General features: G+C 64.2%; 22 protein-coding genes. 10 read left to right on the forward strand and 12 right to left on the reverse strand.

Features of this window, described 5'->3' with window-relative positions; translation table 11 throughout:
- Positions 1-67: 67 nt before the first annotated feature.
- From IP86_RS19755 to cysG, 4 genes are read right to left on the reverse strand one after another with little or no spacing between them, the layout of a single operon-like run.
- Positions 68-577, reverse strand: coding sequence for a DUF934 domain-containing protein (locus IP86_RS19755; protein WP_054164137.1), 510 nt, complete (start codon positions 575-577; stop codon positions 68-70).
- On the reverse strand, positions 564-2,219 hold the full coding sequence (locus IP86_RS19760) for a nitrite/sulfite reductase (protein WP_054164138.1): 1,656 nt from the start codon (positions 2,217-2,219) through the stop codon (positions 564-566). Before IP86_RS19760 ends, IP86_RS19755 begins: the two co-directional genes overlap by 14 nt.
- Positions 2,220-2,232: 13 nt before the next feature.
- Positions 2,233-2,547: a DUF2849 domain-containing protein gene (locus tag IP86_RS19765; protein WP_054164139.1), complete on the reverse strand. Its 315-nt coding sequence runs from the start codon at positions 2,545-2,547 to the stop codon at positions 2,233-2,235.
- Positions 2,544-3,980 carry a siroheme synthase CysG gene (cysG, locus tag IP86_RS19770; RefSeq protein WP_054164140.1) on the reverse strand — a complete coding sequence of 479 codons (1,437 nt, stop codon included), beginning with the start codon at positions 3,978-3,980 and terminating at the stop codon, positions 2,544-2,546. The genes IP86_RS19765 and cysG overlap by 4 nt, the downstream gene beginning before the upstream one ends.
- 330 nt (positions 3,981-4,310) lie before the next feature.
- Between cysG and cysP the strand changes: the two genes are divergently transcribed.
- From cysP to IP86_RS19795, 5 genes are all read left to right on the forward strand, one after another.
- Complete coding sequence (cysP, locus tag IP86_RS19775) at positions 4,311-5,318, forward strand: thiosulfate ABC transporter substrate-binding protein CysP (protein WP_054164141.1); 1,008 nt, start codon at positions 4,311-4,313, stop codon at positions 5,316-5,318.
- A gap of 398 nt (positions 5,319-5,716) precedes the next feature.
- Positions 5,717-6,544, forward strand: coding sequence for a sulfate ABC transporter permease subunit CysT (cysT, locus tag IP86_RS19780; RefSeq protein ID WP_054164142.1), 828 nt, complete (start codon positions 5,717-5,719; stop codon positions 6,542-6,544).
- Positions 6,544-7,422: a sulfate ABC transporter permease subunit CysW gene (cysW, locus tag IP86_RS19785; protein ID WP_054164143.1), complete on the forward strand. Its 879-nt coding sequence runs from the start codon at positions 6,544-6,546 to the stop codon at positions 7,420-7,422. The genes cysT and cysW overlap by 1 nt, the downstream gene beginning before the upstream one ends.
- A 149-nt stretch (positions 7,423-7,571) precedes the next feature.
- Positions 7,572-9,746: a malate synthase G gene (locus IP86_RS19790; protein ID WP_054164144.1), complete on the forward strand. Its 2,175-nt coding sequence runs from the start codon at positions 7,572-7,574 to the stop codon at positions 9,744-9,746.
- A 205-nt stretch (positions 9,747-9,951) separates the two neighbouring features.
- Positions 9,952-10,152, forward strand: a complete 201-nt coding sequence (locus IP86_RS19795; RefSeq protein WP_054164145.1) for a CsbD family protein — start codon at positions 9,952-9,954, stop codon at positions 10,150-10,152.
- A 161-nt stretch (positions 10,153-10,313) separates the two neighbouring features.
- On the opposite strand, the gene IP86_RS28815 is transcribed toward IP86_RS19795, so the two are convergent.
- From IP86_RS28815 to IP86_RS19805, 3 genes are all read right to left on the reverse strand, one after another.
- Positions 10,314-10,469 carry a Thivi_2564 family membrane protein gene (locus IP86_RS28815; RefSeq protein WP_156332565.1) on the reverse strand — a complete coding sequence of 52 codons (156 nt, stop codon included), beginning with the start codon at positions 10,467-10,469 and terminating at the stop codon, positions 10,314-10,316.
- A 107-nt stretch (positions 10,470-10,576) separates the two neighbouring features.
- Entirely contained in the window at positions 10,577-11,230 is a 654-nt protein-coding gene (locus IP86_RS19800; protein WP_054164146.1) for a DUF2865 domain-containing protein, read from the reverse strand.
- Between the two features lie 25 nt (positions 11,231-11,255).
- Positions 11,256-12,014, reverse strand: coding sequence for a L,D-transpeptidase (locus IP86_RS19805; RefSeq protein ID WP_156332566.1), 759 nt, complete (start codon positions 12,012-12,014; stop codon positions 11,256-11,258).
- A 243-nt stretch (positions 12,015-12,257) separates the two neighbouring features.
- Between IP86_RS19805 and IP86_RS19810 the strand changes: the two genes are divergently transcribed.
- Positions 12,258-13,364 carry an AI-2E family transporter gene (locus IP86_RS19810; protein WP_054164147.1) on the forward strand — a complete coding sequence of 369 codons (1,107 nt, stop codon included), beginning with the start codon at positions 12,258-12,260 and terminating at the stop codon, positions 13,362-13,364.
- Positions 13,365-13,464: 100 nt separating this feature from the next.
- On the opposite strand, the gene IP86_RS19815 is transcribed toward IP86_RS19810, so the two are convergent.
- A complete protein-coding gene (locus tag IP86_RS19815) occupies positions 13,465-13,842 on the reverse strand; it encodes a hypothetical protein (protein ID WP_054164148.1) in 378 nt (125 codons plus the stop codon).
- A 373-nt stretch (positions 13,843-14,215) separates the two neighbouring features.
- Positions 14,216-15,022 (reverse strand): response regulator, encoded by an 807-nt coding sequence (locus IP86_RS19820; protein ID WP_054164149.1) that lies wholly within the window; start codon positions 15,020-15,022, stop codon positions 14,216-14,218.
- A 220-nt stretch (positions 15,023-15,242) separates the two neighbouring features.
- Between IP86_RS19820 and IP86_RS19825 the strand changes: the two genes are divergently transcribed.
- Together IP86_RS19825 and IP86_RS19830 are read left to right on the forward strand one after the other, a co-directional pair.
- Entirely contained in the window at positions 15,243-15,464 is a 222-nt protein-coding gene (locus tag IP86_RS19825; RefSeq protein ID WP_054164150.1) for a NepR family anti-sigma factor, read from the forward strand.
- Positions 15,464-16,009 carry a sigma-70 family RNA polymerase sigma factor gene (locus tag IP86_RS19830; protein WP_054164151.1) on the forward strand — a complete coding sequence of 182 codons (546 nt, stop codon included), beginning with the start codon at positions 15,464-15,466 and terminating at the stop codon, positions 16,007-16,009. The genes IP86_RS19825 and IP86_RS19830 overlap by 1 nt, the downstream gene beginning before the upstream one ends.
- 101 nt (positions 16,010-16,110) lie before the next feature.
- Here the strand turns inward: IP86_RS19830 and IP86_RS19835 are convergent, their stop codons facing one another.
- The 3 genes from IP86_RS19835 to IP86_RS19845 all read right to left on the reverse strand — a co-directional run bounded on the left by IP86_RS19835 (position 16,111) and on the right by IP86_RS19845 (position 19,148).
- Positions 16,111-17,766: an HWE histidine kinase domain-containing protein gene (locus IP86_RS19835; RefSeq protein ID WP_054164152.1), complete on the reverse strand. Its 1,656-nt coding sequence runs from the start codon at positions 17,764-17,766 to the stop codon at positions 16,111-16,113.
- Positions 17,767-17,985: 219 nt separating this feature from the next.
- Entirely contained in the window at positions 17,986-18,618 is a 633-nt protein-coding gene (gene ureG, locus IP86_RS19840) for an urease accessory protein UreG (RefSeq protein ID WP_054164153.1), read from the reverse strand.
- A 284-nt stretch (positions 18,619-18,902) separates the two neighbouring features.
- Positions 18,903-19,148 carry a hypothetical protein gene (locus IP86_RS19845; RefSeq protein ID WP_054164154.1) on the reverse strand — a complete coding sequence of 82 codons (246 nt, stop codon included), beginning with the start codon at positions 19,146-19,148 and terminating at the stop codon, positions 18,903-18,905.
- A gap of 149 nt (positions 19,149-19,297) precedes the next feature.
- On the opposite strand from IP86_RS19845, the gene IP86_RS28820 reads away from it, so the two are divergent.
- Both IP86_RS28820 and IP86_RS19850 read left to right on the forward strand, forming a co-directional pair.
- On the forward strand, positions 19,298-19,687 hold the full coding sequence (locus tag IP86_RS28820) for a hypothetical protein (protein ID WP_156332567.1): 390 nt from the start codon (positions 19,298-19,300) through the stop codon (positions 19,685-19,687).
- A gap of 354 nt (positions 19,688-20,041) precedes the next feature.
- Positions 20,042-20,305, forward strand: coding sequence for a hypothetical protein (locus IP86_RS19850; RefSeq protein ID WP_054164155.1), 264 nt, complete (start codon positions 20,042-20,044; stop codon positions 20,303-20,305).
- Positions 20,306-20,352: the final 47 nt, after the last annotated feature.

Consider the following 20,352-nt stretch of genomic DNA (forward strand, 5'->3'; position numbering starts at 1 on the left):
TGCGCTCAGCCAGATCGACCTCTCCCCGCGCGCGGGGAGAGGTCAGGCCCTGCTCGGCTCGACGATGCTACGTCGCCGCAGCCTTGTGGCGCTGCTTGCGCAGCTGCAGGGCGCTGAGGTGGCCGTCGCCGGTGGGCTGATAGAATTCGGTGTAGCGGTGCGTCGCCTCGCGGAAGGCGTGGGCATCGGCTTCCTTCTTGGCATCGAGCGAATCGAAGCCGTTGCGCACCAGGAAGGTGAACTGGTCGCGCAGCACTTGCCCCGTCGCCCGCAGCTCACCGCGATAACCATAGATCTCGCGCAGCCGGCGCGCCTGGCTGTGGGCGCGGCCGTCCCTGAAGGTGGGAAACACCAGCGTGATCAGCGCCAGCCGGTCGAGCCACGGCTTGAGCTCGGCGACGTCTCGGTTGTTCGGCCAGGCGACACCGAGTGCGCGATTGCTGTTGGTCAACGTCCCTGCGTCGGCGAGGAAACGCGTTGCCGACAGCAGGACGGCGCCCTCGGCCGGCAGCTCGGCGTCGTCCGCGACCGTTACGAACTCATCGGCAACGATCTGCGCGTTCTTAACGAGTGGCATAGACGCGCTCCTTGAACGGTTCGACGCCGAGCCGCTTGACGGTGTCGACGAACAGCTCCTCCGGCCGCTCGCGCAGCGCCAGATAGGCCTCGACGATATCCTCGACCACGTCCGCGACTTGCGCATACGGCACCGCGGGGCCGATCAGTTCGCCGAGCTTGGCGTGCTCGTCGGCGCGGCCACCGATGGTGATCTGATAGACTTCCTGATCGTTTTTCTCGACGCCGAGGATGCCGATGTGGCCGACATGGTGATGGCCGCAGGCGTTGATGCAGCCCGAGATATTGACGTGGAGCCGACCGATCAGATTGGCGGTCTCATGATTGGCAAAACGCCGCGTCAGCTCCTGGGCAATCGGGATCGAGCGGGCATTGGCGAGCGAGCAATAATCCAGCCCCGGGCAGGCGATGATGTCGCTGACCAGATTGACGTTCGGCGTCGCGACGCCGATCGCGTCGAGCGCGGTCCACAGCGCCGGCAGATCGCGCTGGGCGACATGCGGCAGCGCCAGGTTCTGCTCGTGGCCGACGCGGATCTCTCCGAACGAGTATTTGTCGGCGAGGTCGGCGATCGCATCCATCTGCTCGGCGGTGGCATCGCCGGGTGGGCCACCGACCGGCTTCAGCGACAGCGTCACGATGGCGTAGCCGGGCTGCCGATGCGGGGCGACCGAGTTTTTGCGCCACGCCTCGAACCTTGCATCGGCCGCGGCGGCGCGCAGCTCGGCGGGATCGTCCGTCAGCTTCTCATAGGCCGGATAAACGAAGCGCGAGCGGATCTCCTCGATCATCTCGTCGTCGAGCGTCAGCGGGCCGTCGGCGATCTCGCGCCAGGTCTGCTCGACTTCGGCCGCAAACTTCTCGATGCCGAGCTCGTGCACCAGGATCTTGATGCGCGCTTTGTAGATGTTGTCGCGGCGGCCGTACTGATTGTAGACTCGCAGGATCGCCTCGACATAGCTGAGGATGTCGCGGCCGGGGACGAACGGCTTGATGGTCTTGGCGATGAACGGCGAACGGCCGAGGCCGCCGCCGACCAGCACCTCGAAACCGGTCTCGCCGGCGTCGTTCTTGACCAGCCGCAGGCCGATGTCGTGCACCTTGATGGCCGCGCGATCATGATCGGCCGCCGTGATGGCGAACTTGAACTTGCGCGGCAGGAACGAGAATTCCGGATGCAGCGCGGTGTGCTGGCGCAGGATCTCGGCCCACACGCGTGGGTCTTCGACTTCGTCGGGCACAACGCCGGCCCATTGGTCGGCAGTGACGTTACGGGTGCAGTTGCCCGAGGTCTGCATCGCGTGGATGCCGACTTCGGCGAGATCGGCGAGCGCGTCGGGAAGGTCCTTCAGCGCGATCCAGTTGAACTGGATATTCTGCCGCGTCGTGAAGTGACCGTAGCCGCGGTCGTATTTGCGAGCCACATGCGCGAGCTTGCGCAGCTGCGCCGACGACAGCGTGCCGTAAGGGATCGCGACGCGGAACATGTAGGCGTGCAGCTGCAGGTAGACGCCGTTCATCAGCCGCAGCGACTTGAATTCGTCCTCGGTCAGTTCGCCGGACAGCCGGCGCTGGACCTGGTCGCGAAACTCCGCGACGCGTTCGTTGACCAGGGTCTGGTCGAGGTCGTCGTAAACATACATTGGAAAAACAGCCTTAAGCCTGAGCGGTCAGCGCGATGGTTAGACCGGTCTTGCGGATTTGTTCGCGCAGATTGCCGGGGATGATGGTGCCGGCGTCGTCGATCTTCACCGGGGCGATGTAGGCGCCGACCGCACCGACATCGTCGGCGACGGCTTCGGCGAGCAGCGCACGCGCCGGTTCGGCCTCGCGCACGATCGCGGCGTCGGCGAGATCGGTCGACCAGCCGCCGTTGTTAGTGCGGTAGATCACGACGCCGTCGAAGGTGCGGTTCGCGGTCACGACCGAGGGGCCGGTGATCCGGATTTTCTGTTGCAGCGGAGACGTCATTCGGCGGCCACCTGATAGGTCGAAACGAGTTGCTGAAGTTGCTGCTGGCGCCACGGCGCCGAATGGGCGACGACGTCGCCGATCACCAGAACGGCCGGGCCACCTTCGACCTGCTCAACCAGCGCCGGCAGATCGTCCAGCACGCCGACGGCGGCCTTGGAATCCGGCCGCGTGACGCGTGCAAACACGCCGACGGGCGTCTGCGGCGGACGGCCGGCTTGCAGCAGGCCGGCGCGCACCGTCGGCGCCGCGCTCATGCCCATGTAGACGACGACGGTCATCTTCTCGTCAGTGAGGACGGACCAGTCGACCGCCTCGGCGTCCTTGGCCTTGTGCGCGGTGAGGAAGGTGATGCGCAGCGCCTCGTGACGATACGTCAGCGGCACCTCGAATTGCGCGGCGGCGCCGAAGCCGGCGCTGATGCCGGGCACCACCGAATAAGAAACACCCGCGTCTCGCAGCGCTTCGACTTCCTCGCCGCCGCGGCCGAAGACGAAGGAATCGCCGCCCTTCAGGCGCACGGCGCGCTGGCCGGCCTGCGCGGCTTCGATCAGCAGCTTGTTAATGGCAATCTGGCCGATGCCGGGCTTGTTGACGCGGCGGCCAACCGGCACGCGCGCTGCGTCGCGGCGGATGCGATCGAGAATTTCGGCGGAGACCAGCTCGTCGTAGAACACGACGTCGGCGTCCTGCAGGGCGCGCAGCGCCTTGATGGTCAGCAGATCAGGGGCACCGGGACCGGCGCCGACCAGGGTGACGTGGCCTTCGGCATGGCCGGTCGCGGATTGGCGCGCATAAGCGGACGGATCCGCAATCTCCTTGAGCTGATCTTCGGCATCGGCGCCTCGCCCTTCGAGCACGGCGGTGCCGATCGGGCCGTCGACCACGCGCTCCCAGAACCGGCGACGCAGCGGAAATTCGGGCAGTCGCGCTTTAATCGGATGACGCCAGCGTCCGATCAGCGCGGCAAGATCGCCGATCCGGGCCGGCACCACGGCCTCGATCATCTCACGAACGCGCCGCGCCACCACCGGCGACGAACCGCCGGTGCCGACCGCGACCACGACATCGCCGCGGTCGACGATCGCCGGAAAGATGAAGGTCGAATGCGACAGCTCGTCCATGACGTTGACCGGAACGCCAATCTCGCGGGCCCGCGCCGCGAGCGGCGCCGCGAGGTCGCCCGCGCCGGCGCACAGCAGCGCGATCGCGCCGCGCAGATCGGCCTGCAGCGGATCGCCGTCCGCAAAGCTGATGCGGGCGCGATCGGCGTCGCTGACGCCCGACAGATCGCGATCGCCGTCGACCGCGTACCAGCGGATCGATGCGCCGGCCGACAGCAGCAGCCGTAATTTGGCGCGCGCCATCTCTCCGGCGCCGACCAGAATCACTGGCCCTGCCGCGAGATCGAGAAAGACCGGAAGAAACCGCATGCCCGCTCCGTTGCCCTTTCGGGTCCGCCAGAATTATTTTCTACGTGGAATTCTTACAAGTCGCGGCGGAAGAAAACCAATCCTTTGCAACCCGGAGGCGGCGAAGGGAATTTCCATCCCTTCCGGCGGATCGCCAGAGGTTATCATTCTCCGCGCCCGTTCGAACCTTGAGGCAAACCGAAGGCAGCGCGGCCGAGGCTGCGGCGCGGCGGCTTCACACTCCCTGCTATCTCACCTATCTCACCACGAACCCCGCGTTCCCTTGGCGCAACCATCGCTTCGCTCGACAGCTCAGCGAGGCTCATCCAAGGCCAGCAATAAGGAGTTCTCGTGAACCGCTTCGCCCTCGCCCTGCTCGCCGGCCTCGGCGCACTCGCGACCGCATTCCCGGCGCAGGCGCAGACGTCCACCACGCTGCTCAACGTCTCCTATGACATCGCGCGGGAACTCTATGGCGAGATCAACGCCGCGTTCGTCCCGTATTGGAAACAGAAGACCGGCCAGGACATCACCATCAACCAGTCACATGGCGGCTCGTCACGGCAGGCCCGGTCGATCCTCGAAGGCCTCGAGGCCGACGTCGTCACCTTCAATCAGGTCACCGACGTTCAGGTGCTGCACGACAAGGGCAAGCTGATCCCGGCCGACTGGGCCAAGCGCCTGCCCAACAATTCATCGCCCTACTACTCGCTGCCGGCGTTCCTGGTGCGGGCCGGCAATCCAAAGGGCATCAAGGACTGGGACGATCTGGTGAAGCCGGACGTCAAGGTGATCTTCCCGAACCCGAAGACCTCCGGCAACGCGCGCTATACGTATCTGGCCGCCTACGCGTTCGCGAAGCATAAATACGGCAGCGAGGCCGAGGCCGACGCCTTCATCAAGAAACTGTTCGCCAACGTGCCGGTGTTCGACACCGGCGGCCGCGCCGCGACCACGACCTTCGTCGAGCGCCAGACCGGCGACGTGCTGATCACCTTCGAGGCCGAGACCAGCGCGATCCGCGACCTCGCCGGCGCCGACAAGTATCAAGTGGTGGTGCCGCCGACCAGCCTGCTGGCCGAGTTCCCGGTGACGGTGGTCGACAAATACGCCGACAAGCACGGCACCCGCGCGCTCGCCACCGCGTATCTCGAATATCTGTACTCGCCGGAGGGCCAGACCATTCTGGCCAAAGCGTATAATCGCGTGCACGACAAGGCCGTGATCGAGAAGTTCAAGGACAAGTTCCCCGACGTGAAGCTGTACAAGGTCGAGGACGAGTTCGGCGGCTGGGACAAGCTGAACGCCGAGCACCTGGCATCGGGTGCGAAGCTCGATCAGTTGTTCGGGGGGCGGTGAAGTCCGAGGCGGGGGCCTAGCCGATACGGGCCCTTCCCACGTCACGATCTCGAAGTTCGTCATTCCGGGGCGCGCCAACGGGTCCGGCCTCCGGCCGGCCCGATGACAGGCTCCGCGCGAGCCCGGAATCCATAACCACCGCCGGGAGTATGGATTCCGGGCCTGCGCGCAAGAGCGCGCATCCCGGAATGACGAACGAGAGGCAGGTCGTCGTCCCGGAATGAAAAACGCTAAATTTCGTCATTGCGAGCGCAGCGAAGCAATCCAGCGCAGTGCACCGGCTCTGGATTGCTTCGTCGGCTTCGCCTCCTCGCAATGACGCGGTGAGGCACCCATTCCCAACTGATACCGACTGACTACCCGAGCTCACCATTCCACTCGCCACCCGGATCATCCCCGTGCAACGCAGCGTCATTCCCGGTTTCGGCCTCGGCCTCGGCATCACGGTGCTGTATCTCGGCGTGATCGTGTTGCTGCCGCTGGCGGCGTTGATCTTGAAGGCGTCGGATATCGGGGCGGCGCAGCTGTGGGCGATCCTGTCGTCGCCGCGGACGGTGGCGGCGATCCGGTTGACGGTGACGATGGCGCTGGCGGCGACGATCTTCAACGCGATCTACGGCACGCTGCTGGCCTGGGTGCTGGCGCGCTATACGTTTCCGGGCAAGCGCGTGCTCGATGCGCTGGTCGACGTGCCGTTCGCGCTGCCGACCGCAGTCGCCGGCCTCGCCCTCACGGCGCTGTTCGCAAAAACCGGATGGTTCGGCAGCGTGCTGGAGCCGCTCGGGCTCAGCGTGGTCTACACGCCGCTCGGCATCGGCATCGCGATGGCGTTCACCAGCATTCCGTTCGTGGTGCGCACGGTGCAGCCGGTGATCGAGGATCTCGGCAGCGATGTCGAAGAGGCGAGCCGCTCGCTCGGCGCCAATGATCTGCAGATCCTGGCCAAGATCATCTTCCCGTCGATCTTCCCGGCGCTGCTCGCCGGCTGTTCGCTGGCGTTCGCGCGCAGCCTCGGGGAGTTCGGCGCGGTGATCTTCATCGCCGGCAACCAGCCGATGAAAACCGAAATCGTCGCGCTGCTCGCCTTCATCCGGCTCGAGGAATACGACTACCCGGCCGCCGCGACGATCGCCGTGGTGATGCTGGCGATGGCCTTCACGATGCTGCTGGTCACCAACGCGGTACAGGCCTGGCAGCTGCGCTATCTAGGCCGTGGAGGCGTGTGATGAGCAAGCCTAACACGCCACTCAAGGCCACACATAAGAAGGACTGGATGGTGACGCCGGTCGGTGCCGGCCCGGTGACACGCCTCGTGGTGCTCGGCATCGTCGGCGTCATCACGCTGTTCATCCTGATAGCGCCATTGGCGGTGATCCTCAGTTCGGCCTTCGCCCAGGGCATCGGCGTGTTCCTGCGCAACCTCGGCGATCCCGGCACGCTGCACGCGATGTGGCTCACCACCGTCACGGCGTTGATCGTGGTGCCGGTGAATATCTTGTTCGGTCTCGCGGCGGCGTGGACCGTGACCAAGTTCGACTTCCCCGGCCGCACCCTGCTGATCGCGCTGATCGAGCTGCCCTATTCGATCTCGCCGATCGTCGCCGGCGTAGCCTATCTGTTCGTCTACGGCACGCAGGGGCTGTTCGGCCCGTTGCTCGATATGCTCGGGCTGAAGGTGATGTTCGCGCTGCCCGGCATCGTGCTGGCCAGCATGTTCGTCACCGCGCCTTATGTGGCGCGCGAGCTGATCCCGCTGATGCAGGTGCAGGGCACCGACGAGGAAGAGGCCGCGGTGACGCTGGGCGCCGGCGGTTTCGCCACCTTCCTGCGCGTCACCCTGCCGAACATCCGCTGGGCGGTGCTGTACGGCGCGATCTTGTGCAACGCCCGCGTGCTGGGCGAATTCGGGGCGGTCTCGGTGGTATCGGGTAACGTTCGTGGCCAGACCACCACGTTGCCGCTGCAGATCGAGCTACTGTACCAGGACTATAATGTCGCAGGCGCCTTCGCGGCCGCCACCACGCTGACGGCGGTGGCGCTGCTGACGATCCTGCTCAAGATCGTGCTGGAGCGACTGGCGGCGGACGAGCATCCGGCGTCCTAGCTCCCGGCCGCTTCCCCCGGGGCCCCTTCCAATACCCGCTCCTTTGGCGCTAAAAGAGGCGCCCCCGGGGCCGCCTCAGGCGGCATCGGCTCATTTCGAACCCTGAAACGGCCGCCGCTGCGGCGCCCTTTCTCGCGAGACATCCTCATATGAATCGTATTGACGCCCACGGCTTGAAAATCGCGCCCGTCCTGTTCGACTTCATCGCCAAGGAGGCCGCGCCGAAGACCGGGGTAGACCCCGACGCATTTTGGGCCGGGCTCGCCGCGATCCTGCGCGACCTGACGCCGAAGACCCGCGCGCTGCTGAAGACGCGCGACGATCTGCAGGCCAAGATCGACGCTTGGCATCTCGCCAACAAGGGCAAGAAGCAGGACATGGCGGCCTACACCGCCTTCCTGAAGGAGATCGGCTATCTGTTGCCGGAGCCCACGACTGCCCCGGTCGAGACCGCCAATGTCGACGAAGAGATCGGCAAGCTGTGCGGCCCGCAGCTCGTCGTGCCGCTGTCGAACGCGCGCTACGCGCTGAACGCCGCCAACGCGCGCTGGGGTTCGCTGTATGATGCGTTCTACGGCACGGACGCGATCCCGCAGGAAGCCACCCAGGCCAAGGGTTACGACAAGGTCCGCGGCGACAAGGTGATCGCCAAGGCCAAGGCGTTCCTCGACCAGGCCGCGCCGCTGGCCAGCGGCAGCCACAGCGACGTCACCGGCTACAGCGTGATCGCCGGGCAGTTCTCGGCCAAGCTGAAGAGCGGCAACGCCACCGGCCTCAAGAAGCCCGAGCAGTTCGCCGGCTATAACGGCGATGCCGCGTCGCCGAGCGCCGTGCTGCTGGTCAACAACGGCCTGCATATCGAGATCAAGATCGACCGCTCGAACACCATCGGCAAGGACGACCCGGCCGGCGTCGCCGATCTGGTGATCGAGTCCGCCGTCTCGACCATCCTCGACATGGAGGACTCGGTTGCCGCCGTCGACGCCGAAGACAAGGTGCTGATCTATCGCAACACCCTCGGCCTGATGAACGGCACGCTGTCGGAGAGCTTCGACAAGGGCGGCAAGACTGTCACCCGCGCGCTGAACGGCGATCGCAGCTACACGGCGCCCGACGGCAAGCAGATCACCCTGCACGGGCGGAGCCTGCTGCTGATCCGCAACGTCGGCCACCACATGTGGACCGACGCGGTGCTCGACAGCGAAGGTCAGGAGATCCCGGAAGGCTTCCTCGACGCCGCTGTGTCGGGCCTGCTGGCCATCAACGACCTCAAGCATCTCGGCAAGACCCGCAACAGCCGCACCGGCTCGGTGTACATCGTCAAGCCGAAGATGCACGGCCCGGACGAAGTCGCGCTCACGGTCGAGCTGTTCGGCCGCGTCGAGAAGCTACTCGGCCTGCCGGAGAACACGCTGAAGGTCGGCATCATGGACGAGGAGCGCCGCACCACGGTGAACCTCAAGGCCTGCATCCAGAACGCCTCGAAGCGGATCTGCTTCATCAACACCGGCTTCCTCGACCGCACCGGCGACGAGATCCACACCTCGATGGAAGCGGGTCCGATGATCCGCAAGAACGAGATGAAGGCGCAGCCCTGGATCAAAGCCTACGAGGATTGGAACGTCGACACCGGCCTGGTCGACGGCCTGCCCGGCCACGCCCAGATCGGCAAGGGCATGTGGGCGGCCCCCGACAAGATGGCCGACATGATCGCGCAGAAGATCGGCCACCCGCAGGCCGGCGCCACCACCGCCTGGGTGCCGTCGCCGACCGCCGCGACGCTGCACGCGCTGCACTATCACCAGGTCGATGTGATCGCGCGTCAGCAGGAGCTGACCAAGGGCGGCCCGCGCGCCAAGCTCGAGGACATCCTCACCATTCCGGTGTCGAACTCGAACTGGGCGCCGGACGATGTTCGCCAGGAGATCGACAACAACTGTCAGGGCATTCTCGGCTATGTGGTGCGCTGGATCGACCAGGGCGTCGGCTGCTCCAAGGTGCCGGACATCCACGATGTCGGCCTGATGGAAGACCGCGCCACGCTGCGCATCTCCAGCCAGCATCTCGCCAACTGGCTGCATCACGGCGTCGTCACCAAGGAGCAGGTGATGGAGTCGCTGAAGCGGATGGCGGTGGTAGTCGACAAGCAGAACGAGGGCGATGCGCTGTATCGTCCGATGGCGCCGGATTTCGACGGCGTCGCGTTCGAGGCTGCCTGTGACCTGATCTTCAAGGGCCGCACCCAGCCGAACGGCTACACCGAATACATCCTGCACGAACGCCGCCGCGAAGCGAAGGCGGCGCATCTGGAGACGCTGCGCTGATCGCGTAACGGGTTAGCCGGACCACCGTCGAGGTCCGGTCATGCGCCATAATCAAGGCCTCTCCCGGATGCGGGAGGGGCCTCTTTGTTTGGCGCGCTATTCGACTGCGGCTTACGCCCCTCAGCAGCGGGCGACGCATCGTCACGGCCCGCAACCATCATGTTCGCCGCCGGTTGCCTTCGTATCAGATGATGGAGGAAGACCGATGGATTGGAACCGTGTGGAAGGCAACTGGAAGCAGTTCAAGGGCAACATCAAGGAGAAGTGGGGCAAGCTCACCGACGACGATCTCGACGTGATCAATGGCCGCCGCGATCAGCTCGAAGGCAAGCTGCAGGAGCGCTACGGCTACGCCAAGGACAAGGTGAGCAGCGACGTCGACGACTGGTTCAAGACGTTGCGCTGATCCGGCAACTGGCCTGTAAGACAAGAAAGCCCCGGCAGGTCGCGGGGCTTTCTTTTTTGGGCGTTTGAATGTCTCGCAATCCGGGGGTTCGGCGATGTCTAACCAAAATGGGCGCCCGCCGGATCGGTGGACGCCCGTTTGGTCGCCATCGGCTGCCGGCGCTAGAACACTGCCAGATACTTCAGCAGCGAGATGATGCCGATGATGATCACCACGGCGCGGGCGATTTGCTTTGCCCGGCCGTCCAGCGGCAGCAGGTTGATCAGGTACAGAACCAGAATGACGACAAGAAACGTAACCAGAATACCGATCAGCATCGCATAATCCTCTCAGCCCGCGGTCTGCCCGCGCCGCCGTGACAACAAACGGCAGGGCCGAGAGTTCCGACACCGGAACCAAGCGATTAAGCAGCGATGTGCGCCGATCAGTTCGAAGCCACCACCGGGATCTTGCCGTAAGCGGCGCGCACCGACGCCGGGACCGGGGAGTAGTTGACGGCCCCGTCGCGACGGTCGATCCGGCTGGCCACCTTGAGACCGTCCTCGCCGGCTACGATATCGCCGCGTCGCAAGGTCGGATCATCCTCGACCTTGATCTTGGCCAGACCGAAATGGTCCTTGCCGTTGCAGGTGCAGCCATCGACGATCTCGCTGCGGAACTTGAACGCGTTGGGAAGCTCCGAATACGGCTTGCCGGCAGCCGTTCGTGCAGCGTCGATCGTCGATCCGTACACGACCTTGGTTTCGCTGGCCGGACAGAAGCTGTTGCAGGTCGCGTCCTTGCTCTCGCCGCCGGTCGCCGAGATCGGGAAGTAACGGCCGTCGCAGGTGCGGACGCAATAGGCTTGTCCGCCGGCGCTGGCATAGCCGCGCTGCGCCGGTCGGGCGGATCGCGGCGCGCCGTAGTCGCCCTCACTTGCGAACGGAAAGGCCCGCGGCATCTGCGGTGCGTAGCCGCGCTGCGGCTGGAAGCCTCCGAACAAGGCGGAGAAGAAGTCCTGCGCCTGGGCGCCGGAGCTGAGACTGACGACCAGAATGGCCGCTGCGGCGGCGGTCGATTTGGCGACAGAGCGGATCATTCTGGACCTCCGGTCCGTGTGGACGTTAGTCGACCGACGAGACCGAAATGTTCATCGCCTGCCGGCCCGGCTGAGTCTTACGGGCTTGCAGGTTCGGCGAGGATTTCGGCAGTACCACCACCCGCGTGCCAACTCGCGCGCGGCTAAACAGGTCTTCGACATCCTCATTGGTCAATCGGATGCAACCGGAAGAGACGAACTTGCCGATCGTCGACGGATCGTTGGTGCCGTGGATTCGATACTCGGTCGAGCCGAGATACATCGCCCGCGCACCGAGCGGATTACCCGGACCGCCGGCCATGAAGCGCGGCAGATAAGGCTGGCGCGCGATCATCCGCGCCGGCGGATGCCAGTCCGGCCACTCGGCCTTGCGGGTGATGGCCTCGGTGCCGGACCAGGTGAAGCCCTCGCGGCCGACGCCGACGCCGTAGCGAATGGCGCGACCACCGCCGAGCACGTAGTACAGGTAGGTATTGGCGGTATCGATCACGATGGTGCCGGCGGGCTGATTGCCGCCATAGGCGACGACTTGGCGGCGAAGGCGATCGGACAACTGAGCGTCCTCATCGGCCGGCACCGAGCCATCCGGCTCTACCGCCGGGGGCGCCGCCAGCACGTCCTCGTCACTGCTGAACGGGCCGGCTTGCGGAGCAGCCGCATAGCCCATCATCTGCTGCGCGGTAGCGGCGCCGGGCAGCGCGGCGGTCATCACAAGAGCGGCGGCGACGGCCAGGATCGGACGCGCCATCCGGTTGCTTCGCGCTGCGATCTCCGAAGTCATCATGATGATATCCCCGCGTTTGTCGGCGCATCGTCGTGGATGCCGCTGAGCAACGCGACCGCGTCATAACTGTTCCGCGCCTCCCTCCGCACGCACTAACTAAGCGCCGGAGGCCGCGCCGGAACTTTCGCGAATGCTTGCTGTTGAAGCCACGAACTGCCGCGTACTTGCCCGGCGGTGCAACCGGCGCGCCGCGCGCCGTCCTCTGTCAACGCGATCTCGACCGCAGAAGCTGGGTGGGCACTCGTGCGAACTCTTCCCATCGAGCCCGCCGGCACTCCGCTTCCCGACAGCAACGAGGAGCGGCCGCCGCTGATCCGGCGCACCGAAGTCGTCGCTTTCGCGCTCGTCGCCTTGCTGATCGTGGTGATCACCGGCCTGCTCTACGTCGCCAAGCCGTTCTTCCTGCCGATCGTCACCGCCTTCGTCGTCGGCACCATGCTGTCGCCGGCCGCGACCTATATGGAGCGCTGGCGAATTCCGCGCGCGGTCTGCGCCGTGCTGATCGTCGGCTTCGCTTTGATCACCGTCGGCTTCATGGTGGCGCTGATTTCAGTGCCGCTGATCGAATGGAGCAGCCGCCTGCCCGAACTCGGCGGCCTGCTGCGCGAAAAGCTGAGCTTTCTGGAGCGCCCGATCGGGCTGTGGCGGCAATTGCAGGCGTCCATCGGCGGGTCGGAAGCACTGCCCTCTTCGCCGATCCAGATGCCGCAAATCGACTGGATGCAGCCGACGCTGGAATTCGTCTCCCCGACGCTCACCGAGTTTCTGCTGTTTCTGGTGACTCTGGTGCTGTTCGTCGCGAGCTGGAAGGATCTGCGCCGCGCCCTGGTGATGAATTTCGGCGGCCGCGACGCGCGGTTGCGGACCTTGCGCATTCTCAACGAGATCGAACTCAGTCTCGGCGGCTATCTGCTGACGGTGACCACCATCAACCTGTGCTACGGCGCGGCGACCGGCGTGATCTGCGCGCTGGCCGGGATGCCCAATCCGGCCGGCCTCGGCGCGCTGGCGGCGATCCTCAACTTCATTCCGATCATCGGGCCCTCGGTGATGTTCATTGTCCTGACCCTGGTCGGGATCATCAGTATGCCGACGCTCGGCGAAGGCCTGATCGGGCCCCTCGGCTTCGCCCTGCTGACCTTCGTCGAGGGGCACTTCATCACGCCGACCATCATCGGACGACGGCTGGAGCTCAATGCGCTTGCCGTCTTCATCGCGCTGGCCTTCTGGACCTGGCTGTGGGGACCGATGGGCGGCTTCCTGGCGTCGCCGCTGCTGATCGTCGGCCTGGTGATGAAGGAGCACCTGTTGCCCGAGGACGCGCCGCATCTGCCCGGCAACGAGACCTGAGGCGGCACTCTAGACCCAGGCATGCATCCAAACGACAACATCCGCCACCGTGGGTGGCGGATGCTTTCAGGCTAACCACTCTTGAGAGGAAGCAGGACCGTCAGGTCATGCAACGGCCGGGCTCGAGCTGTTTGGCGACGTCAGTGAGGACGCTGACTACCGGCTCGCAGGCGACCATCCGGCGCGGCGCTGCGGAGGGCTGCTGGGCGCGCGGACGACCGGCCTGACCGACCTGCGCATCCGGAACTCTAACCAGAACGGACTGGCCAACCAGAGTCACCCCGTAGGTCTGGCCCGGCGCCGACGACATTTGGCTCACCGCGCCGCGGTCGGCCTTGCCGTCCCGGTTCACGGCCTGCGCTGCGGCTTGCTCCTGCAGACGAGGCTGCCCGAGGTCACCGCCGATCGCCAATTGCGCGACACCCAGCGTGCCCGTGACCGCGATGACGCCGAAAATTCCCCGCACGATCTGTGACATGGTGATCCAGCCGCTGTTAGCTCGCCGCGGCAGAATCGCCGCATCCTGGTTTCAGCGGCTTGTCAATCCCCGCTGCATAAATTAATCGCCTCAGCGGGCATCAGGTTCGATCATGGTTGATCAACTAAGCGTGTGACGTTTTTTGTCGGGGGAGCGGAACGAAATCTGATGGCCGCGTGTTCTTCGAAGGCCGGTTAGTCCCCCTGCCCCAATTAACCGGCGATACAGGGCGCAGCTGTGGTGATGCCAGCTGCGCCCTGTTCTTTTTTCAGCACCCTATCAGTTTCGACCGCAGCATCCGGCCGGCGAAACAGCCGGCAAGCAAAAGCCGCCCGCGCTTTGGCACGAGCGGCTTTCGTGGAATGGACGGCGGTCAGGACGCGGCGGCGTTCGGCGTCCTGTTGCGCGAATTGCGCTGGAAGAACAACGCCTGGCTGGCGACGGCCGAAACCATCGCGGGCTGGAACGGCTTGGAGATCAGGAACGCCGGCTCGGGCCGTTCGCCGGTGAGGAAGCGCTCGGGATAGGCAGTGATGAACACCACCGGCACCTCGAAGGTCTTCAGGAGTTCATTGACCGCATCGAGACCGGAGCTGCCATCCGCAAGCTGGATATCCGCCAGGATCAGGCCCGGCTTCTTGGTGCGCGCCAGAGCGATTGCATCGGAGTGCGTGCGAGCCACGCCGATCACGTTGTGACCGAGGTTCTTCACGAGGCTTTCGAGGTCCATCGCGATGAAGGTCTCGTCCTCGATGATCAGCACATCGGTCGCGATTTCTTCGGCCATTTCGCGGCCGGCGGCGTCGGCGAGCTGACGAACCTCGTTGACGTCGGTGTGCAGGACGAAAGCTACTTCTTCTTCGGAAAAGCCTTCTAGCGACAGCAGCAGGAAGGCCTGACGCGGCAGCGGCGTGATCGCGGACAAACGCCGCTCCGACGGCATCGGCAGAGAGCGAACCTCGGAATCATCGTTGAGGGCGACCGAATTCCAGATCTGCGCGAACAGCCTGAACAGCGCCGCGCGCGGACCATGACGCTCGTCCAGCAGGCCCGGGTCCTGCAGCAAAGCCTCCAACATCGCCGCTACGTAAGCGTCTCCGGAAGCCTGGCTCCCGGTCAGCGCGCGCGCATAACGGCGCAGTAACGGCAAATGCTCAGCAACCAATTGCGATCTCGACATCCCCACTCCAATCTCGAAGCTTGTCTCGGCCCGTCATCGAACGGGGCGGCCGGGCCCCTGCAGCACTACCTACGCCGAACGGGACGAAAAGTTCCATCGCGCCCGGGAACTTTAGAGCCGCTGTCGAATTAGGCTCCCAGTGACACGGCAAAACCTTCAAAAATCAAGCAAAACCCTAGATTTTCAGGGACTTGACCATGGGGAAAACATTGGATCAGTCATGGCAGAATTCAAGGCTAAAACCATGAAGAAGTCGGCGCCTGGCAGTAAGGGCGGTTTGAATCAGGAGATTCAAGCGAGAATCGGCCACCAGCTGCGCGCGATGTATGACGATGTCGTCCGGCAAGGCGTACCCGATCGTTTCGCGGATCTGATCAAACGGCTAGACGAGCCCCAGCAACAAAGCGATTCCGCAGCGGTCGACAGCGAGAGGAGGGATTAATGCCTCTCACCGACTCCCTTCGAGACGACATCCTCGCCGCGGTGCCGAGCTTGCGCGCTTTCGCGATTTCGCTGAGTGGCAACGGCGACCGGGCCGACGATCTGGTGCAGGAAACCCTGCTGCGGGCGCTGGCGAATATCGACTCCTTCCAGCCCGGCTCCAATCTGCCGGCCTGGCTGTTCACGATCCTGCGCAACCTGTTTCGCTCCGACTATCGAAAGCGCCGACGTGAAGTGGAAGATGCCGACGGCAGCTACGCGAAGACGCTGAAGTCTCAGCCCGGCCAGAACGCGCATCTGGAGTTCGAGGAATTCCGGACCGCGCTGGACAAGCTTCCGCAGGACCAGCGCGAGGCCTTGATCCTGGTCGGCGCCTCAGGCTTCTCCTACGAAGATGCGGCGGCGATCTGCGGATGCGCGGTCGGCACCATCAAGAGCCGCGTGAACCGCGCCCGTTCGAAGCTGAGCGCCCTGCTGTATGTCGACGGTGCTGAAGACTTTGGGCCGGACGACACCGTCCGTGCCGTGATCGGCAGCAACGGCTGATAGCTTCCCGTCCCTCATCAAAAGCGAAGCGGCCGAAAGGCCGCTTCGCCATGTCGTGACTCGTGATCCGAAGACCCCGTCAAAGCGGCGAGCGTGACCGATCAGTTGCGCCGGACGGGCGCCGAGATCTGGCCGGTTCGGTCGCGTTCGTTCATGTCGACCACGGTCTCCATCGGCGCGGTCAGCTCGTACACGTAGCTGACGTCGGTGAAATAGCGCTTGGCAGTGCCGCCCAGGGCCTCCGGCGCGACGCGATCGAGCAGAATGACGCCGAAGTCGCTGTCGGGCCGCCGTGTCGCTTCGCTGGTATTGAACTCTTCCCAACGGAAGTTGAACATCGACTCCGCCCCGTCTCCGCTGACCTCCCAGCTCGCAACGATGTGCGGATGCTTGCCGACCAGCGATAATCCCTCGTCGGAGTGTGAGGCGAGTTCGAAAAACAGCAGCGACAGGCTCTGCGCGGCGCGGGCGCTCACCGCGATATCCGGACCGTTCACTGCGATGCGGTCGGCGTGCGGAATGGCGCGGGCCTCGAACAGCCCTTTCAGCATCACGCCCTGCCATTGGCTCTCGCTCAGCAGGGACACCACATTGGACATCGCGTGGATCCGGCCGATCAGCAATTCCCGCGCGACGTCCATGTCGGACCCATGCCGCAGCGTTCGGGTCACGATCGACTGGATGACGGCCAGAATGTTCTTCACGCGGTGGTTGAGTTCGTCGATCACCGCGGTCAACCGCCGCTCGAACCCGATCCTGATCTCGATTTCCCGGCGCAAGCGAATGTTGCTGTTGGTCACGTAGCCGAACAAACCGCAAACGATGAAGGTCAGCGATAATCCGATCGCCGCCACGATCGCGGCGACCTGCTGGGCACGCACATAGGGGCTCACCTTTGCGTAGTACGCCAGGGACCAGTCGCGGTCGCCGAATGTGACGGTTCTGACGATAGTGGGCGGCTGCCCGTCCGGATTGGTCTGACGCTCGCTGACTTTACCGCGCTCGTCGGCCACCAGTTCGACATTGGGCTGGCGCGGATCCTTCAACACCACCGAGAACAAGGACATATCGTCGTTGGTGAGCATCAGCGCGGAAAGGTCGTAGGAGAAGGTGATGAAGCCGACGGCCTCGGTCGCATCCTCGCTCATCACGGGCGCGGCCAGAACGATGCCGATCGGCCCGCCGGGCACCTGCAAACGAGCCGGGTCGGAGGCTTCGGGCTTCCCATCGGCCAGCGAACGGGCGAACATCTGCCCGAGCACCGGATGATCGTCGAGCGACTTGCCGAGTAGCGCGGTCGTCTCGTCGTTGCGCGGCTCGACATCCATCACCACGTCGAGCGGCTCGCTCTGCGTTGCAGGATCGATCAGGCTGCCGTCCGAATGCCGGATCTTGATATCGGGGAAACCGGCGTTGGCCAGCTCGGCCTCGGCGGCCGCGAATTCCGGCCCTTTCAGCCGCACCACCCAGCTCGCAAGCAGGAAGTCTGTCTTGAACGCATAAATCGACGACCGCAGCGGCTTCAGCATATCGGCCTTGATGACCGCCGGCGTCCGGAACAGGCCTGAAGCCACGCGCCCCAGCAACTCCCGTTCGGTCAGCCGATCCTGGACCTGGCTGGCATGAACGTCGATGGCGCGGCCGAGCGCGATTCGCTCGACCGCAGACTCTTGATCGTAAATGCGAAAGGCCGCGAGACCCGAAAGCAGGACCCCGACGATCGCCACCAGCGCAATGATGAATCCCAGCCGAACCAACGCTTCTACTCGATCAACAGACGGAGGGCTTCGCGCCCTTCATCCCGATGCCCGCGCCCATCAGGAAAGCCGATCTGCCGCGAGGCAACTGGGACCATTGCTGGTGATATCCTTGCAGCACGACTTGTCGGGTCCGAAGCGGCACAACGTGAGCAGCCCCGGATTGTTCCAGCTTTGGCTATTTTTTGCCGAAAAGCCAACGGGTTACTAGGTGCGCCATCAGACTGTCGCAGGTTGCGGGCAAAGACCGCCTTTGGCCTCGATGAAGCTGATGATGCGGTCGAGCCCGTCGCGCTTCTTCAAGTTGGTCATGATGAAAGGGCGCTCGCCGCGCATCCGGCGGGCGTCGGTATCCATCTTTTCCAAAGAGGCGCCGACATGCGGCGCAAGATCGATCTTGTTGATCACCAGCAGATCCGAGCGCGTGATCCCAGGTCCGCCCTTGGAGGGAATCTTGTCACCGGCCGAGACGTCGATGACGTAGATGGTCAGATCGGCCAGTTCAGGCGAGAACGTCGCGGCGAGATTGTCGCCACCGGACTCGATCAGCACCAGATCGAGCCCCGGAAACTTGCTGCGCATCTCCGCGACGGCTGCGAGATTCATCGACGCGTCCTCGCGGATCGCGGTGTGCGGGCAGCCTCCGGTTTCGACGCCGGCAATGCGATCGGCCGTCAGCGACCCGGACCGCACCAGAAACTCGGCGTCCCACTTGGTGTAGATGTCGTTGGTGATGGCCGCGATGTCGTAGCGATCCCGCATCGACTTGCAGAGCAAATCCATCAGCGCAGTCTTGCCGGAACCTACCGGGCCGCCGATGCCGACGCGCAAAGGACCATGATGAGTTGGCATGACTATTTCCCGACAACGCAGCTTCAAGAGACGACGGGGCGTCAAGGCAAGCTGACACCGCCGTGCCATGGGAATAAGAACGATGAAGCAGAAGATTGCAAGTCACGTCGTCGATCGCCACGCGGCAGGATCAACCGACGATGGTCGGGCAGCTAACACGAGGTCCGCTTGACTCGCGGCCCTGCTCCCATCAGGCAGCTGCGAGCTGACGCCCCCAGACTAAACTTGGACGCGCGTGCGCGTCCCTATCAGCCCGTCCGGCAGCCTTTATATCTATCAGCGCTTCAAGCGGCCTTGGGTGAAGGCGTCGGCGCGTCGAGGCTTTTTGGGTGAGCCTGTTTTGCCGTCGCGTCCTTGCGCGGCTCGGGCACCGGCTTCTTCGTGGATTTTCCATAGCGCGATAGCGCGGCGAGCTCCGCTTCGAGCTCGGCCTGCCGGGCGGCGACCTTTTCGGCCAACTTTTGGGCTGCATCATCGCGCAACGATGCCAATTCCTCGATGCTGAGCGCGTCGAGATCAATCTTCGCCATCGCCTGTCTCCATTTAAGCAACTTTGGCTACCGGGTACCGCTTTTCACCGCAAGCGAACCGCAGATTTATCCACCGGCAGAAGGACAGCGGCCGCGTTCGGGTTGACGCCCGGGAATCGCGAACTCAATGATGTTGATCGAGGATCATAATGACTTCATCGAAATCGCCGAATAGCGAGCCCAGCTCGGGCTCTGACTCTTTGGACACCGAGCCCTTCGCCTCCCCCTCTCGAAATTGGATCGAACAGCATCCGGTTGAGATATCAGGCCAGCACTCGCATTCCTCCGCACAGACGACGGATACAGCTACAACAGCGAACGAAGCCGCTTCGGCGTCCACCCGCTCCCCTGTGCCCCCCGTAAATGCCGCAATACCGGCTGCTGAGCGCGAGGCAGCGGAGCGCGCAGAAATTCTTAAACGCATTGCTGCATTCCGAAATCTGCAGATCAAGCTGCGGCAGGATCGCGAAAAGTACTACGATCAAACCCTGGCCCGCGCCCGATCACTGCTGTCGCAGCCCCTGAAGCCGCGCCGCTGAGGCCGTCGGGACACTCTCCGTTAGTCGCACTACGTCTTTGGTTGGACGGATATCCCGCGATGCGGACGGTCCGCCGGCTCGGTGTGCTACCAGCATCGATCGTGGCGAATCAGCGCACCCCCGAGACGATCAGCAGCCACAGATCGACACAAATCCGCTCCGCCGACGTCCTAATACTCAGCGCAAGCCCCGTATTTGCTACCTAAGCGGTGCTGATTTTCGCCAAAATCTCAACTAAGCAGACTTAAGCGATTGCTAACCGCGGCCGTCGCGATGAGTTAGATTTCGTGAAATTGAGAATTGTCGACACGAAACGAGTGTAGTAGAAGGGCGCTTCACTAAAGGAGCCTACGCGTGGCAAAGAAAGCTAAAGCAAAGACTGCAAAGACTGCAGCCAAGTCGAAGAAGGCGAAGACCGTAGCGAAAACCGCTGCCAAGCCCGCCAAGAAGACGAAGATCACTCGGCGCGAGTACACCAAGGAAGACATCAAGGAGTTGCGCGCGCACTCGAAGGCGCGGACCCCGGTCGCCGAGATCGCGAAGCTGACCAAGCGTACCGTCGGCTCGCTGCGTCAGAAGGCGCTCAAGCTCGGCATCGGCCTCGGCCACCAGCGCTGAGATCGTAAAACCGCCTCGCGAAGCGCGTCTCGGGCTGCTGATCCGCG

This window comes from Rhodopseudomonas sp. AAP120 (assembly GCF_001295845.1).
Lineage (GTDB): Bacteria > Pseudomonadota > Alphaproteobacteria > Rhizobiales > Xanthobacteraceae > Rhodopseudomonas.

Coding starts and splice junctions, on each gene's coding strand:
- IP86_RS19755 (WP_054164137.1), bottom strand. CDS start 577: ATGCCACTCGTTAAGAACGCGCAGATCGTTGCCGATGAGTTCGTAACG.
- IP86_RS19760 (WP_054164138.1), bottom strand. CDS start 2,219: ATGTATGTTTACGACGACCTCGACCAGACCCTGGTCAACGAACGCGTC.
- IP86_RS19765 (WP_054164139.1), bottom strand. CDS start 2,547: ATGACGTCTCCGCTGCAACAGAAAATCCGGATCACCGGCCCCTCGGTC.
- cysG (WP_054164140.1), bottom strand. CDS start 3,980: ATGCGGTTTCTTCCGGTCTTTCTCGATCTCGCGGCAGGGCCAGTGATT.
- cysW (WP_054164143.1), top strand. CDS start 6,544: ATGAGCAAGCCTAACACGCCACTCAAGGCCACACATAAGAAGGACTGG.
- IP86_RS19790 (WP_054164144.1), top strand. CDS start 7,572: ATGAATCGTATTGACGCCCACGGCTTGAAAATCGCGCCCGTCCTGTTC.
- IP86_RS19795 (WP_054164145.1), top strand. CDS start 9,952: ATGGATTGGAACCGTGTGGAAGGCAACTGGAAGCAGTTCAAGGGCAAC.
- IP86_RS28815 (WP_156332565.1), bottom strand. CDS start 10,469: ATGCTGATCGGTATTCTGGTTACGTTTCTTGTCGTCATTCTGGTTCTG.
- IP86_RS19800 (WP_054164146.1), bottom strand. CDS start 11,230: ATGATCCGCTCTGTCGCCAAATCGACCGCCGCCGCAGCGGCCATTCTG.
- IP86_RS19805 (WP_156332566.1), bottom strand. CDS start 12,014: ATGATGACTTCGGAGATCGCAGCGCGAAGCAACCGGATGGCGCGTCCG.
- IP86_RS19815 (WP_054164148.1), bottom strand. CDS start 13,842: ATGTCACAGATCGTGCGGGGAATTTTCGGCGTCATCGCGGTCACGGGC.
- IP86_RS19820 (WP_054164149.1), bottom strand. CDS start 15,022: ATGTCGAGATCGCAATTGGTTGCTGAGCATTTGCCGTTACTGCGCCGT.
- IP86_RS19825 (WP_054164150.1), top strand. CDS start 15,243: ATGGCAGAATTCAAGGCTAAAACCATGAAGAAGTCGGCGCCTGGCAGT.
- IP86_RS19830 (WP_054164151.1), top strand. CDS start 15,464: ATGCCTCTCACCGACTCCCTTCGAGACGACATCCTCGCCGCGGTGCCG.
- ureG (WP_054164153.1), bottom strand. CDS start 18,618: ATGCCAACTCATCATGGTCCTTTGCGCGTCGGCATCGGCGGCCCGGTA.
- IP86_RS19845 (WP_054164154.1), bottom strand. CDS start 19,148: ATGGCGAAGATTGATCTCGACGCGCTCAGCATCGAGGAATTGGCATCG.
- IP86_RS28820 (WP_156332567.1), top strand. CDS start 19,298: ATGACTTCATCGAAATCGCCGAATAGCGAGCCCAGCTCGGGCTCTGAC.